Here is a 14,078-nt window from a genome sequence, read left to right as displayed (position 1 = left end):
CCGTCGCGGGCGAGCGACGGGGGCCGGTCTGTGGGCCGGTCCCGTAGGACCGGGGTGCGTCAGGCGCTGGGTACGGGCAGTGTCCCACCCTTGACGGCGGTGACGAAGGAGGACCAGGCCGTGGCGTCGAATATCAGCGCCGGGCGGCGGGGGTCCTTGCTGTCGCGGACGGGGACGAGGGAGGGGAAGTTGTCGGCGACCTCGATGCAGGCGCCGCCGTCCGAGTTGCTGTGGGTGCTCTTGCGCCAAGTGGCGGCGGTGAGGAGGTCGTCGGAGACCTCGATGCACTCGCCGCCGTCTTGGTTGCTGTAGGTGCTCTTGCGCCAGGTCACGGTGCTCAGGTCGATGGATCGCACGGCACATCCTCCAACATCCGCATGATGAACTTCCGTGATTCGGCCGGGGGAAGGGCTAGGTCACGGACCAGATCGTAGCTGAGCTGAAGTTTTTCGACGGCTGCCGTTTCCTGGACGAGTTCGCCCGAATAACCGGTCTCCACCCATGCCAGGGTGCGCCCCTCAGGGAGCCGCAAGAACATGGTGTGAGTGTTCGTCAGGGCGTGGAGGCCGACTTCTTGTCGTACGACTTGAATGATGACGTTCCGGCGTTCTCCCATGTCTAGCAAGTGTTCAAGTTGCCTGCGCCACTCGTCGGCAGCTTCCAACGGTGTGCGCAACGCGGCTTCAGACAAGATGGCGCGGAACCGGGGTGCATCGTCACCGTCCAGCAGACTTCGGCGGCCTACGCGCGCTTCGACCTGGCGCGTCAGTTCTTCACCAGTGATGCCGCCCGCCGAGAGCAACGCGTTTGCATACTCTTCCGTCTGGAGCAAGCCAGGGAGGACGCTCACTGCGTAGTGCCAAAGGCTCAACGCCTCCGCCTCCAGCGTCATATATCGCCGGTACCGCTCCTTGAACTGCGTGGGATCACCGGCCGCCAACTCCCAGAGCGTCAGCAGGAGATCCTTCGTTCCGTAGTGCTGGTCCAGCGCCTGCGCGACCTCCGGGCTGCCCAGGGTCTGGCCGCTCTCCATCTTTCCGAAGAGCGACGAGTCCCAGCCCAGCACGTTGCCGAGCTGCCGCAGGCTGTCGCCCTTCTGCGCGCGCAGTAATCGCAGCTCTTCGACGAAGCGTTGGCGTGGCTCCTGGCTGCGACCGGTGACGGCTCGTCTCGGCGGCATGGCGACCTCCTCCATGGAAGGTGTGGAACTAACGGTGCGTGGTCGCGAAATTCATCCCGCAAGCGGCATTCGCGCCTTTTTCCGGGTCCATTCTCGTAATGGCCGGAACACACACGGTAGTGGCGCTCCGGAGTCTCAGGCAGGAAAACGGCAGACAGGAGCGGGCGCAGATGGCGACGGAACGACGGGCGGCGGCCGACGCGATGACCGAGGCCGAAGTGGCCTGCGCGGAGCTGGCCGCCGTGCTCAAGCGGACCGGCATCGTGCTGCCGTCGCTGGCGGTCGACCCGGTGACGTACGGCTACGAACCGCCGTGTGTACTGGTCGAGTTGGGGCGCTGCAACGTGGCGACGACGCGCAAGCTCATCGCGGTGCTGGAGAGGGCGGCCCGGTGAGCGGGCACGTTCCGTACGTCTCCCCGGCGTGTCACGTCGGCAGGCATCCGGGGTGCACCACGGGTACCCCGGGGGTCGAGACCGCGGCGGCCGTCCCAGGGGTGCGGCGTGAGGCCTGCGGCTGTCCTTGCCATGCGGGCGGCGAGCGGGCCCCGGGCCGTCACCAGCCCGCCGGGTCTCCGGCCGCCGCCGAGAAGACGCTGCCGTCCGGGGCCGCCGCGTAGATGCGCCCGCGTCGGCCGTCCACCAGTGGGGCCGGCAGCATTTCCACGAATCCGTTGTGGCGGCCGTTCATCCGGGGCGGCGTCTGGCCCAGCAGTTCGCCGGAGCGGGTGTTGATCGCGAGCAGCCGTCCGTCCGCCGCGGTGAAATACAGCCGGCCGCCGCTCACCACCGGGGCCGAGCCGCGGCTGACCGAGGTCTCGGTGTCCCAGGTCCGTTCGCCGACGGCTTGCAGTGTGCCGCCCTCGGCCAGGAGATACACCGACTCGCCGTGCACTACGGCGGACGCCCCGTCCAGCGGTGCGGTCAGCTTGAGGCGCCGCGTGTGCCCGGTGGCCGGGTCGTAACGGAGGACGGCGGTGGCGCGGTACGTGAACGTCCGGTCGGTGACGGTCAGATAGAGCGCTCCGGACGTACCGGGCCCGGCCACGGTGAGCAGGCCGGGCAGCCGGTGTGACCAGCGGACGCTGCCGTGGGCCGGGTCGATGGCGGTGACCTGGGTGCCGGTGCCGTCGGGGGTGTTCTCGGCCGCGTAGGCGGTGTGCGGGTCGCCGAACGCAGTGAAGGCGGGCAGTGCGTGGCCCGGGAAGCGCTTGTGCCAGAGCTGCCGGTGGGTGGCGCTGTCGAGTGCGGTGACCGTGCCGTCGGCCGCCGTCAGCAGCACCTGGTCCCCGACGATCCGGGCTCCGCCCTCGTACCCGGAGACGTCCTTGCTCCAGCGGGTGGCGCCCTTGCCGTCGGCCGACGGGTCCAGCGCCATCAGCCGCTTGGCGTCGGCGGAGAAGACGTACAGCAGGCCGCCGGAGAGTGCCGGCGGGGTCGGTGAGGCGGTGGTCTTGAGGGAGTTCTTGCCGGTGGTGGCGTCGTCCTTCCGTCGCCAGGCCACCTGGCCGGTGCCCGGGTCGAGTCGGGCGGCCAGGGTGCCGGCCCGGCCGCAGAAGACGGCGCCGGAGCCGGTGGTGCAGAAGGGCAGTTCGGCGGCGTAGCCCTGGGGACGCTTGGTGAGCGTGGTGTGCCACGGGCGGAAGCGGGCCTGGTCGGCCTGCGACGGGTGGACTTGCAGCGCGGGGTCCTGGCCGTCGCCTGCCGGGGCCAGCGCCCGGATGCCGGCGAACGTACCGGCCCCGGTGACGACCAGGGCCAGGGCGGCCCACAGGGGCCAGCGGCGGGCGCGGAGGAGGGCGGTGCGTGCGGGGCGACGTGCGGCAGGGGCGGGCGGTACGGGGGCGCGGACATGCGTCGTCTCGGCGCGCGGGGGCGTGGCCCTGCTCCGTACCGGCTGCGGCTGTCCCGGTATCGGGGCGTCCGGCGGCGCGCTTCCGGAGGCCTCGCCGGGAAGCGGTGCGCCCACGGGCACCGCGGCGGGCCGTGCGCCGTCCTCCGCCGCAGCCGTCCGCAGCAGTTCCATCAGCGCGTCCGGCGTCGGGCGGTCCGCCGGGTCCTTCGCCAGGCAGCTCTCGATCAGCGGCGCCAACTCCTCGGGCACGCCCGCCAGATCGGCCTCGTCGTGCACCACCTGATACGCGACGAGATACGGGCTGTCCGAGTCGAACGGCCCCCGCCCGGTCGCGGCGTGCACCAGCACCGAACCCAGCGCGAAGACGTCCGCGGCGGGCCCCACCTCGCGCGGCCGCTGGAACTGCTCGGGCGCCATGAACGGCGGCGTACCGATCAATTTGCCGGTCTCGGTGCGCATTTCACTGTCGGACGGGCGCGAGATTCCGAAATCGATGACTTTCGGCCCATCTGCGGCCAGCAGCACATTTCCCGGCTTGAGATCGCGGTGTACGACCCCGGCGCGATGGATGTCGCGCAGCGCCTCGGCGAGCCCCGCGGCCAGCTGCCGCACCTCGGCGGGCACCATCGGGCCATTCCGTTTCACATGGTCGGAGAGGCTCGGGCCGGGAATGTGCAGGGTCGCCATCCACGGGCGCTCGGCGTCCGGATCGGCGTCGACGACAGATGCCGTGAAGGCCCCGCTGACCCGCCGCGCGGCCGCCACCTCCTGCCGGAACCGCCCGCGGAACTCCGGGTCCTGGGCGAATTCGGCATGGACGACCTTGACCGCGAGGGTCAGCCCGGAAGACGAGCGCGCGAGATGCACCACGCCCATTCCGCCGGAGCCCAGGCGCGCCTCCAGACGGTATTGCCCGGCGTATTCCGGATGCTCCGCTTCCGGGCCCAGCCCGGAATCGCGCAGCGCTGGCATGGATCCACCCCCGTGTCGTTCCCATTGCCATGCGGGTCGCAGGTGCGACGCGCGGAGCTTAGTCGATAACACGTACGAGATGAATGAAGCTTGCTAGCGTGCGCGTTGCACTACCACGGCGAGCATCGCCACCGCAGGAAAAAGATCAGTAGCAAACGGGGGAATGAGAAATGACCACACAGGATCAGCAGAGCGCGCAGGAGCCGGCGGAAGGGCAGGCGCTCGCCGCCGCGGGGGGCCTCACCTATCCCCTCGCGCCCGGCTACCGCGTCAAGGTCCGGCAGGGCCCGACCACCGACTCCCCGGTCGTCCGCCAGCTGGCCGAGGGAGCCCGGGTGCAGATCCGCTGCCAGCGGCACGGCCAGCGGGTGTCCGGCCCGTACGGCACCTCGGACATCTGGGACAACATCGCGCCCGGTCAGTACGTCTCCGACGCCTTCGTCCACACGGGCAGCAGCGGCATGGTCGCGCCGCGCTGCACGAGCTGAGGCGCGAGGCGGGCCGTGGGCGGCGGGCGGGGTGCCGTCGGGGCTTGCTCTGAGGCCGTCGGTCCGGTGCCCGCCCGCTGTTGCGGCCCGCCGCTTCAGCGCGCTCCCGTCGTCCGCGTCCCTCTTCCGTGTCCCGCCGGGGATAATCGGGGCATGAGCGATCAGCACGCGCCCGCCGACGGTCCGGAGCCGGGCGGCCGGGAGTCCGGTGGTACCGGGCACGGCGGCCCGGAGCCGGCGCCGATCCGGTTCTTCGGCACCAGCTGGGTCCGGCACGACGGCGGCTACGGCCTGCGCCGGGCCGGCGTCGCGGTGGGCTCGCTCGCGCTCGCCGCGGCGGGTGCGGCCGTGCTGCGCTTCGCGTTCCAGGGCCTGGAGATCGCCTCCGTGGGCCCGTTCGTCAACACCCTCGTCGTCGTCGGCTTCGCCGTGTGCAGCGCGCTGGCCTTCCGCCACACCTGGGCGGGCCTCACCGGCCGGCCGGGGCCGTCCGTGGCCGACGGCTCCGGGCAGGGCCTGCTGCTCATCGGTTTCGTCGGCTCGCTGCTCGCCTACTTCTGCCGCAGCCTCGTCGAGGCTCCCGGGGAGCAGCGGCACCGCGCCGAGTACGAAGCGGCCCGCGAGCGGTACGAGCGCCGCCGCGGCGCCCGCACCGGCAACCCGGCCGCGCGCAAGTCCGGGGCCAAGACGGGGGCCAAGGCCGGGGGCAAGAAGCGTCGTTGACCCAGGGGCCCGGGCCCCTGGCCCCTGGGCGCGGCCCCGCCATAGCCATACCGGGTTCAAAATTGAACCGGGTTTGATTTTTTCCATGGCCCTCCCCGCTCTCCGTGGCGCGGGCAGGATGACGCCCATGCCGGAACGTTCTCAGCAACAACAGCCGTCGCGTTCGCTCCAGCAACCGCCGGCCCGTTCACCCCAACACCCGGCGCCCGCTCCGTCACCGGCCCACGCCACCCTGGCCCGGTCGTTCGACGCGGTCGCCGCCCAGTACGCCGCCGCCCGCCCCGGCTATCCACCGGCCCTCTTCGACGCGATCGAGGAGCTGGCGGGGCAGCCGCTGGCCGGGGCCCGGGTGCTGGACGTCGGGGCCGGGACCGGTATCGCCACCGCGCTGCTCACCGCCCGCGGGGCCCGGGTCACCGCCGTCGAACCGGGCGCCGGCATGGCCGCCGAGCTGCGCGCCGCCCACCCCGGCACCCCGCTCGTCCGCGCGCTCGGCGACGCGCTGCCGTTCTCCGACGACGCGGGCTTCGACCTCGTCGGCTATGCGCAGGCCTGGCACTGGACCGACCCGGCCCGCTCCGTCCCCGAGGCGATGAGGGTGCTGCGGCCCGGTGGCGCGCTCGCCCTGTGGTGGAACGTGCCCGACCCGGACGTCGACTGGGCGGCCGAACAGGAGGCCAGGATCGCCCGGCGGCTTCCCGGGTACCACGAGCACGGCGTCGCGCCGGAGGCCCCCGACCTGATCCGCGGCCTCGGCCTGGGACTCCACCCGGTCTGCCGCGTCCTGCACTGGACGCGGCGGATCCCCCTCGACACCCACCTCGCGATGCTGGGCAGCCGCTCGTACTTCTCGGCCATCGGACCCGAGGCCGCCGCCCCGGTCCTCGCGGACGAGCGGACCGCGCTGCTGGACGTCTTCCCGGACGGCATCGTCGAGGAGGCGTATGCGCTGGACCTGACTGTCACACTCCGGCCGGCCGCTTCGTCCTGAGGGGGAGGGGCCAGGATGACCGGCAGGGTCGTAGGGCGTTCGCGGCCACGTATGACGGCGGACGCGGCCCCGTACGACGGCGGTCGGCGACCGCGTACGAGAGCAGAGGAGCGGGTGATGGCGCAGCCGGAGACGGAGACGGAGGTGGAGGCGGTGAGGGAGACGGAAACGGCCGGTGGCGAGGGCGCGCCGGACGGGGATCGGCTCGCGCAGTTCGAGGAGCAGCGCGGGCGGTTGTGGGCCATCGCCTACCGGATCATGGGCACGGTCTCGGACGCCGACGACGCCGTCCAGGAGACCTGGCTGCGCTGGCAGTCCGTGCCCGCCGGCACGACGGTCGCCAGCCCGCGCGGCTTTCTCACCACGGTCGTCAGCCGCATCTGTTACGACCTGCTGGGCTCGGCCCGCGCCCGCCGCGAGACCTACGTCGGGCCCTGGCTGCCGGAGCCGCTGCTCGACGACGCCGGCGGCCCGCTGCCCGTCGGCGCCGCGGGCGCCGGCCGGAGCGAGGGCCCCGAGGACCGGGTCACCCTCGACGAATCGGTGGGGATGGCCCTGCTCACCGTCCTGGAACGGCTCACCCCGGCCGAGCGGATCGCGTTCATCCTCCACGACGTCTTCGCGGTCCCCTTCCCGGAGATCGCCGAGACGGTCGGCCGCACCCCCGATTCCGTACGGCAGTTGGCCTCCCGCGCCCGCAAGCGGGTACGGGCCGAGGCGCCGCGCCGCACCGTCGACCGCGCGGAGCACCGCCGTACCGTCGAGGCCTTTCTGTCCGCCGTCATGGGCGGCGACCTCGATGCGCTGCTGGCGGTGCTCGACCCCGAGGTCATCTGGCGCTCGGACGGCGGCGGCAAGGTGAGCTCCGCCCGCCGACCGGTGATCGGCCGCGACAAGGTCGCCCGCTTTGTGCGGGGACTGGTCACCCGCGGCGTCCAGGAAGGCGGGCTGCGGGTCGCGGTGGCGGACGTCAACGGCGCCGCCGGGCTGCTCTTCGCCCACCCGGAGAGCGGGCAGGCCGGGGTCTTCGCCTTCACCGTCCACGACGGGCGGATCACGGAGGTGGACGCCGTCATCAACCCCGACAAGCTGGGCCACTTGGACCTCGACCGGCTGTGAACCCAGCCGTACGACCGGCTGTGAACCGGCCGTACGACCTGCTGTGAACCGGCCGGACCCCGGGCGGCGCCGACGGCACCGCCCCGGGCTCCGGCCACCTCGCATCGGCCCGCCGCGACGGGCCCGCTCAGACGGCGGATCGCTCCACCCGTTCCACAGGTATCCACAACTCCGCGTCCGCCTGCGCCCCCTCTGACGGCGCCCGGTCCGCCTGGGTCCCGTCCGCCTGGGTCCCGTCCGCCTGGGTCCCGTCCTGCGACAGGCGGACCCGCAGGATCTCCGGCCCCGGCCTGCTCTGGTACGGATTCGACGGGAACCACTGCGTGAACACGTCCCGCCACAGGTACTGCAGGGCCTGCGGGAACGGGCCGGAGCTCTCGAAGACGGCCCAGGCCCCCGCCGGAACGGGAAGGACGTCCATGTCCTCGGGTGCCTCGGCGCGGGTCACCACGCCGTGGTAGTAGTCGAGTTCGGTCCCCTCCGCCCGGCTCGGATCGAGCTGGTCGCTCACCGCGACGATCCCCTCCGGCTGCTGGTCGGACAGCTCCGTCATACGCCGGAGCGTCTCGGGGCCGATGCCCCGGACGAACTCGGCGATCGCCGGGTTGACCCCCACGTGGACGAGCGGGACCCGGGCTTTCCTGCCCACCACCCGGAACTCCTCCTTGTCCACGATCCGGTATCGCATACTGCTGCTCCCTTCGACGATGAGTCGGAAGGACATCCGTGGCTGGGAGCGCAGCGCCGCACCGGTTCGCCGGGCCTCGCCCGGACCCACCCCGTGCATGCCGCGGAACGCACGCGCAAAGGCTTCCCCCGATCCGTAGCCGTAGCGCGTCGCGACGTCCAGCAGCGTCCGCTCACCGGCGAGCACCTCGGCGCCCGCCACGGTCAGCCGCCGGCGCCGGATGTACTCCGACAGCGGAATGCCCGCCAACGCGGAGAACAGCCGACGGAAGTGGTACTCCGACGTCACGGCGATGCGCGCGAGATGAGCCACCTCGACCGGCTGGTCGAGATGCGACTCGATGTGCTCCATGGCCTGGTTGAGCCGCTCCAGCACCCCGGGCCTCCTTCCCTTTCGACCCTCACGCTAGGAAGCGGCGAGCCTGCCGCACCCGACATCCTGTGCCCGGCGCGGTCGGGTCCGGCGGTCGGGTCCGGCGGTCGGGTCCGTCGCGACCGACGCTGGAGCAACCGGTCCGCCGCCCGTGCGTGACCTGGGCACGAAGGCACGGCAGCACCGCTCCGTACAGCCTCTCCCGCTCAGTACAGCCGCTTCGGCTTTCCCTCCCCGTACAGCCAGGCCTGGAAGAGCGGCGCCAGATCCACGTCCGTGCGCTCCTGGCAGAAGGCGAGGAAATCCGCCGAATCGGCCGTGCGGTAGCGGTACGCGGCGGGCCACTCCTTGAGGATCCGGAAGAACGTCTGGTCGCCGACGGCGTTCCGCAGCTGCTGGAGGAACATCGCGCCCCGCTCGTAGACGGGCGGGCCGGTCACGTTCTTCGCCGTGCCCGGACGGGCCGGCGGGAAGTCCCAGCGCTCGTGGTGCGGGGCGTCCTTGTAGAGCGCGTCGAACTGCTGCTGCGGTGTCTTGCCGCCCTTGTGCTCCGCCCACAGCCACTCGGCGTAGGTCGCAAAGCTCTCGTTGAGCCAGGTGTCCGCCCAGGTCTTCGGCGTCACCGAGTCACCGAACCACTGGTGGGCCATCTCGTGCACCACGGTCGTGGTGTCCGGCGCCCCGGCGTAGATCGGCTTGGTCTGGGTCTCCAGCGCCCCCCAGGTGATCCGGGACGGCGTGCGGTCGACGACGGCACCCGCCGAGGCGAAGGGGTACGGGCCGAACAGCCCGCTCTCCCACTCCACGATCTCCGGCAGCTTCTCCAGCGGCCCCCGGCTCGCCCCGACCTCCGCCGGGTCCACCGCGACGTACAGCGGCAGCCCGTCGGGCGTACGGGAGGTGCGGACATCGAATCTGCCGATGGTGGCGGTGGCGAGATAACTGGCCATCGGCCGGCCGTTGTGCCACGTGAAGGTGGTGTGGCCTCCGGAGGTCCGCTGCGCGCGCAACTCGCCGTTGGAGACGGCGGTATACCCCTTCGGCACGGTGATCGTGACGTCGTAGGTCGCCTTGTCCGCGGGGTGGTTGTTGCCGGGGAACCACGTCATGGAGCCGGCGGGCTCACCGGCGACGAAGGCCCCGTCGGGGGTCTTGACCCACCCCTCCGTCGTCCCGTCCGGATCCGTCAGCTCCTGCGGACTCCCGCCGTAGTGGACGGTCGTACGGAACGAGGCGCCTTTGCGGAGCCCGTCGGCCGGCCGGACGATCAGCTTGTGCCCCTTGCGGGAGAACGCGGCGTCCTCGCCGTCGACCCGGACGCCGGACACCTTGAGCCCCTGCAGATCGAGCTGGAAGGACCGCAGGTCCTTGGTGGCCTCGGCGGTGAGGTCGGCGGTCGCGTCCAGCCGTCCTTTCTCGACGTCGTAGTCGAGGTCCAGCCCGTAATGGCGCACCTGGTAGCCGCCGTTGCCGAGCGCCGGGAAGAGCGGATCGCCCACCCCGCCGCTGCCCGCCGCCCCCCGCGGGTCACTGCTGGTGCACGCGGAGAGCAGCAGGCTGGCGGAGAGGGCGGCGGTCGCACCACAGGAGCGAAGGGGCCGGCGGTTCACCGGCTACCTCCGAGGATGCCCAGGCCTTCAGGCTGGGGTGGGGGTACCTCCCGCTTGCGGGGGAGGATCGGGCCCCTGTGGAGCAGGGCGGGGAATGTCGGATTGCTGTCAGGGCGGTTCGGCGTCGATCTGTCGCGGTGGTGAGGTGGCCTACCGAGATCAATTGATTTCAACTGTCGTACCTCCTAGGTATGTTGGTGCTTATGGCGACGGCGCAGGAATCGGCAGGCGGCGGGCGGGCCCGGTACACCTACCGTGTGCGTGTGTCGTCCACCGCAGCCGCCCTGCTGGAGGCGGAGTAAGCGCGATGCCGGTGGCTGTGGAATGAGTGCTGCGCCCGCTCGAAGAAGGCGTATGCCGAGGGCGAGAAGTGCGGTCCGGCTCGGTTGGACAAGATGCTGACCGAGGCCCGGACCCGCATGGCGTGGCTGCGTGCGGGTTCCAGCGTTCCTCAGCAGCAGGTCGTACGCGATTTCGCCACGTCGCGTGCCAAGGCTTTGAAGGACATCAAAGGCCGGTTGCCGATGCGGCAGCGGGCGGGGATGCCGAAGTACAAGAAGAAGCACCGGGCCGACCCGAGCCTCAACTACACGCAGCGCGGATTCCGGATCACAGGTGGCCGCCTGCACCTCGCCGGCGGCATCGTCGTGACGGTTGTGTGGTCGCGCAAGCTGCCCAAGCCCCCGTCGTCCGTGCGCGTATACCGCGACAGCATCGGGCACTGGTACGCCTCGTTCGTCGTGGCCACCACCACCGAGTACCTGCCCGAAACCGGCGCGGTGATCGGCATTGACTGGGGCGTCAAGGAGACCGCGACCACCACCAGCGACGACCACGACCTTCCCCATGCCGAACACGGAAAGAAGGCCGCGACGCGCCTGGCGCACTATCAGCGGATGATGGCCCGCCGCCGTGCCCCGCGCGGCAAGGCCGCATCCAGGGGCTACCGCCGGGCACAGAGGCAGGCCGTGAAGCTGCACAAGAAGGTCGCGCGGCAACGCCAGGACACCGCTCGAAAGTGGGCCAAGTGTGTCGTGCGCGACCATGATGCTCTGGCCGTGGAGGACTTCCGCCCGAAGTTCCTGGCCAAGTCCACGATGGCTCGCAAGGCAGCGGATGCGGCCATCGGCGCCACGAAGGCTGCCCTGGTCGAGATGGGCCGCAAGCACGGCAGGGCCGTGTACCTGGTCCACCCCGCGCACACCACCATGGACTGCGCACGGTGCGGAGCGAGAACCAAGCACGCACTACCTCTCTCGGAACGAACCTACGCGTGCATCGCGTGCGGAGCCGTCTCGCCCAGAGACAAGAACTCCGCCCGCGTGATGCTCGTCCGGGCTGGTCTCCACCCGGTTGGTGCTGATCGTGTAAGAGCTGACGGGCCGCCGGTCCGCAGCCGACGTGAGCCAGGAATCCCCCACCCTTAGGCGGGGGAGGATTCAAGGCACTCCAAGGGTCGGCGGTCACCAGCATGCCGACCTTACGGACATTTCGGCCGTTCCGCCGGTCCCTTCCGCTCCGGTCGCGTCACGGCGTGACGGACGGCGCCTTCTGCCGGGTGGGCCCGCCCCGACCGCTCCGCTGCTCCGCCCAGCTGCCGAGGGCGGCCGCACAGGCATGGTCCAGATGACGCAGTCCGGACAGGTCCAGCTCGATCTCCCGGTCCTCGGGCAGCGCCTCCAACTGGTCGAGCAGCTTCGGCAGCCGCAGGAAGGTGGCATTGCCGACGGCCCGGACGAGGAGCGGCCGCCGGGACGACGGGCCGGCCGGCGTGCCGTGGCCCGGAGCCCCCGTGCGCGGCTTCCCCTTGCCTGGTGAGGTACGGCCCGCGGCGTCAGCGCCGTTCGTGCCGCCGCGGCCCGCCCCGCCGTCGCCCGCCCCGGGCTCGCTCGCCTCCACGATCTCCAGGTGGACGTGCGAGGTCTCCCACGCCGACTTGGCCACCGCCATCAGCAGCCCCAGCAGCACCCCCTCGAACATGTTCGTGGCCACGATCGCCACCGCCGTCGCGGCCAGCACCACGGCCTCCCCCCGGTGCTCCCGCCACAGCGGCGGCCACTGCTTCACCGGGATCAACTTGCCGCCCGCATGGATCAGTACGCCGGCCAGCGTCGCGATCGGCACCACGCCCAGGGCCGCCGGAAACGCCGCCGCGAAGACCAGCAGCCACACCCCGTGCAGCACCCGCGAGGCCTTCGTCCGCGCCCCGGCGTGCACGTTGGTGGCGCTGCGCACGATCACCGCGGTCATCGGCAGCGCACCGAGCAGCCCGCACACCGTGTTGCCGGCGCCCTGCGCCATCAGCTCCTTGTCGTAATCGGTCCGCGGCCCGTCGTGCAGCCGGTCCACCGCGGCCGCGCTGAACAGCGACTCCGCCGAGGCGATCAGGGCGAACGCCAGCACGGTGCCCAGCACCCCGGCCAGTGCCCCCGGGTCCGCCAGCCGCGCGAAGTCCGCACCGCCCGGCGGCTGGACGACATCCAGCAGCCCCGCCACCTCGACCCGGGCCACCGGCAGATCCAGCGCGGAGACCACGGCCGTCGCCAGCGCCACCGCCACCAGCGGCGCCGGCAGCACCCGCGCCGCCCGCTGCCACTTGGGCCACAGCACCAGCAGTGCGATGGTGCCCGCGCCCACGGCCAGCGCCGACAGCGCCGGGTCGGAGGCGAGGGTGTCCACCGCGAGCATGGGCAGTCCGGCGATGTTCGCCGGCCCGTTGCCCGGCGCCTTGGCATCCGCCAGGGCGTACAACTGCCCGGCGATCAGCACCAGTCCGATGCCCGCGAGCATCCCCTGGACCACCGCCACGGAAATGGCCCGGAACCAGCGCCCCATCCGCAGCGCCCCCATGACCAGCTGCAACACCCCGGCGCACAGCACCAGGACGCCCAGCGCGCCGAGCCCGTACTCCTGCACCGCCTCGTAGACCAGCACGGTCAGCCCGGCGGCCGGACCGCTGACCTGGAGGCTGCTGCCGGGCAACAGCCCGGTGAGCAGCCCGCCGACGATGCCGGTCACCAGCCCCAGTTCGGCCGGCGCCCCGGACGCGACGGCCACCCCGACACACAGCGGGACGGCGACGAGAAAGACGACGAGCGAGGCGGTGAAGTCGGCGCGTGCGCGCACCAGCGTGTGACGTGACGGTATGGACGGCGGGGACGGGCGGAGCCGGGCAACACGGAACCTTCGCATGAGCATGCCTCCATCGAGTAGGAGATGCGGCGGCGCGCGGGCGCCCGGGTACGCACGAGGACGCACCGGGACACACGAGCGGAACGCGGCGCGCAACCGGCCGGTGACCGCGGGCCCGAGGGCTGCGCTCACCCGCCGTCGCGCCGTGTCATGAGGCGCACGCCAGGAAAGGGATGACGGCTGGATCCGTCGGTTGCGCGGGCCGGGGGAGGCCCTGGGGACAGCCCTCCGCTCTCAGCAGCGGATCACGAGGTGCCGGAGCGGCAGTTCGCCTGATCTCGACAGCGGAACGGCCCGGCGGCCGGTGAGCGGGACGGTCACGCTCAGCCCGCTCTCGGTGCGGACCGGACCGGCGCTCGACACGGTCGTGCGCGGCGGCTGCGGCGCGGAGACCGTGGCCGTGGAGCGCCCGCCGTGCCGCGTCCGGCAGCGGTCGGCGCCGGACTGCGGGTGCTCGGAGGTGTCCGAAGCCCACTGCGCGTCGTCCGGGGAATCACCGCGGGCGGCGCTCTTCGCGGTCGCCGACACGCTCTCCCCGTACGCGCCCCCGGCGACGGCCGGCAGGGCCAGCACGAGCGCCACGACGAGCAACAGGAGCCGGCCGATGCGGCCGGCCCGGGTCTTCGCCATGTCGCCCCTTCCGGCGCGGCTGGACAGTCACCCCATTGTGTCCAAGCGAACACGCAACATTGTCACTCAATATGTAATCACCCTGTGAATGCGGAGTTATCCGACAGGAATGACTGCTTCCGTTCACTCCGGCGCCCTTTTGCTTCCACGCCGTTCCGCAATGCGCCGCCCTTGCACTCCATTCCGCCCCTCCCGCCACCTTGAACGGCCCGGCCGCCTCCGGCCCTTCCCGGACAGCGACCCCACCGCCTCCTCACCC

13 protein-coding genes are annotated in these 14,078 nt (G+C 71.9%); 6 read left to right on the top strand and 7 right to left on the bottom strand.

The window, feature by feature from the left end:
- Nucleotides 1-59: 59 nt before the first annotated feature.
- Together EST92_RS12700 and EST92_RS12695 are read right to left on the bottom strand one after the other, a co-directional pair.
- Nucleotides 60-356, bottom strand: coding sequence for a DUF397 domain-containing protein (locus tag EST92_RS12700; RefSeq protein ID WP_129281038.1), 297 nt, complete (start codon nt 354-356; stop codon nt 60-62).
- Nucleotides 338-1,180, bottom strand: coding sequence for a helix-turn-helix transcriptional regulator (locus tag EST92_RS12695; RefSeq protein WP_129281056.1), 843 nt, complete (start codon nt 1,178-1,180; stop codon nt 338-340). Before EST92_RS12695 ends, EST92_RS12700 begins: the two co-directional genes overlap by 19 nt.
- 203 nt (nt 1,181-1,383) lie before the next feature.
- Between EST92_RS12695 and EST92_RS12690 the strand changes: the two genes are divergently transcribed.
- Nucleotides 1,384-1,575, top strand: a complete 192-nt coding sequence (locus EST92_RS12690; RefSeq protein ID WP_129281055.1) for a hypothetical protein — start codon at nt 1,384-1,386, stop codon at nt 1,573-1,575.
- A 160-nt stretch (nt 1,576-1,735) separates the two neighbouring features.
- On the opposite strand, the gene EST92_RS12685 is transcribed toward EST92_RS12690, so the two are convergent.
- Nucleotides 1,736-4,006 (bottom strand): PQQ-binding-like beta-propeller repeat protein, encoded by a 2,271-nt coding sequence (locus EST92_RS12685; protein WP_129281037.1) that lies wholly within the window; start codon nt 4,004-4,006, stop codon nt 1,736-1,738.
- Between the two features lie 170 nt (nt 4,007-4,176).
- On the opposite strand from EST92_RS12685, the gene EST92_RS12680 reads away from it, so the two are divergent.
- From EST92_RS12680 to sigJ, 4 genes are all read left to right on the top strand, one after another.
- Nucleotides 4,177-4,494, top strand: coding sequence for an SH3 domain-containing protein (locus tag EST92_RS12680; RefSeq protein WP_129281036.1), 318 nt, complete (start codon nt 4,177-4,179; stop codon nt 4,492-4,494).
- Nucleotides 4,495-4,647: 153 nt separating this feature from the next.
- A complete protein-coding gene (locus EST92_RS12675) occupies nt 4,648-5,217 on the top strand; it encodes a hypothetical protein (RefSeq protein WP_129281035.1) in 570 nt (189 codons plus the stop codon).
- A gap of 127 nt (nt 5,218-5,344) precedes the next feature.
- Nucleotides 5,345-6,208 carry a class I SAM-dependent methyltransferase gene (locus tag EST92_RS12670; RefSeq protein ID WP_129281034.1) on the top strand — a complete coding sequence of 288 codons (864 nt, stop codon included), beginning with the start codon at nt 5,345-5,347 and terminating at the stop codon, nt 6,206-6,208.
- Nucleotides 6,209-6,325: 117 nt separating this feature from the next.
- Nucleotides 6,326-7,327 (top strand): RNA polymerase sigma factor SigJ, encoded by a 1,002-nt coding sequence (gene sigJ / locus EST92_RS12665; RefSeq protein WP_254068785.1) that lies wholly within the window; start codon nt 6,326-6,328, stop codon nt 7,325-7,327.
- Between the two features lie 127 nt (nt 7,328-7,454).
- Here sigJ and EST92_RS12660 read toward each other — a convergent pair whose 3' ends face one another.
- Nucleotides 7,455-8,390 (bottom strand): AraC family transcriptional regulator, encoded by a 936-nt coding sequence (locus EST92_RS12660; protein ID WP_129281033.1) that lies wholly within the window; start codon nt 8,388-8,390, stop codon nt 7,455-7,457.
- 203 nt (nt 8,391-8,593) lie between these two features.
- The gene (locus EST92_RS12655) at nt 8,594-9,997 is read right to left on the bottom strand and encodes a M1 family metallopeptidase (RefSeq protein ID WP_129281032.1); all 1,404 of its coding nucleotides are present in this window, start codon (nt 9,995-9,997) and stop codon (nt 8,594-8,596) included.
- Nucleotides 9,998-10,314: 317 nt separating this feature from the next.
- Here EST92_RS12655 and EST92_RS12650 point away from each other — a divergent pair, with 317 nt between their 5' ends.
- The gene (locus EST92_RS12650; protein WP_129281031.1) at nt 10,315-11,424 is read left to right on the top strand and encodes an RNA-guided endonuclease TnpB family protein; all 1,110 of its coding nucleotides are present in this window, start codon (nt 10,315-10,317) and stop codon (nt 11,422-11,424) included.
- Between the two features lie 100 nt (nt 11,425-11,524).
- On the opposite strand, the gene EST92_RS12645 is transcribed toward EST92_RS12650, so the two are convergent.
- Both EST92_RS12645 and EST92_RS12640 read right to left on the bottom strand, forming a co-directional pair.
- Entirely contained in the window at nt 11,525-13,123 is a 1,599-nt protein-coding gene (locus EST92_RS12645; protein WP_129281030.1) for a SulP family inorganic anion transporter, read from the bottom strand.
- A gap of 300 nt (nt 13,124-13,423) precedes the next feature.
- On the bottom strand, nt 13,424-13,819 hold the full coding sequence (locus EST92_RS12640) for a hypothetical protein (protein WP_129281029.1): 396 nt from the start codon (nt 13,817-13,819) through the stop codon (nt 13,424-13,426).
- Between the last annotated feature and the right edge of the window lie 259 nt (nt 13,820-14,078).

The sequence above is a fragment of the Streptomyces sp. TM32 genome, assembly GCF_004122755.1.
In the GTDB taxonomy this organism is placed as follows: domain Bacteria; phylum Actinomycetota; class Actinomycetes; order Streptomycetales; family Streptomycetaceae; genus Streptomyces; species Streptomyces sioyaensis.
This window is presented reverse-complemented; position numbering and strand designations above follow the sequence as displayed.

Bases quoted from the DNA above. Each gene is read 5' to 3' on its own strand.
- EST92_RS12685 (WP_129281037.1), bottom strand. From the start codon at position 4,006: ATGCCAGCGCTGCGCGATTCCGGGCTGGGCCCGGAAGCGGAGCATCCG.
- EST92_RS12695 (WP_129281056.1), bottom strand. From the start codon at position 1,180: ATGCCGCCGAGACGAGCCGTCACCGGTCGCAGCCAGGAGCCACGCCAA.
- EST92_RS12640 (WP_129281029.1), bottom strand. From the start codon at position 13,819: ATGGCGAAGACCCGGGCCGGCCGCATCGGCCGGCTCCTGTTGCTCGTC.
- EST92_RS12675 (WP_129281035.1), top strand. From the start codon at position 4,648: ATGAGCGATCAGCACGCGCCCGCCGACGGTCCGGAGCCGGGCGGCCGG.
- EST92_RS12690 (WP_129281055.1), top strand. From the start codon at position 1,384: ATGACCGAGGCCGAAGTGGCCTGCGCGGAGCTGGCCGCCGTGCTCAAG.
- EST92_RS12680 (WP_129281036.1), top strand. From the start codon at position 4,177: ATGACCACACAGGATCAGCAGAGCGCGCAGGAGCCGGCGGAAGGGCAG.
- EST92_RS12670 (WP_129281034.1), top strand. From the start codon at position 5,345: ATGCCGGAACGTTCTCAGCAACAACAGCCGTCGCGTTCGCTCCAGCAA.
- sigJ (WP_254068785.1), top strand. From the start codon at position 6,326: ATGGCGCAGCCGGAGACGGAGACGGAGGTGGAGGCGGTGAGGGAGACG.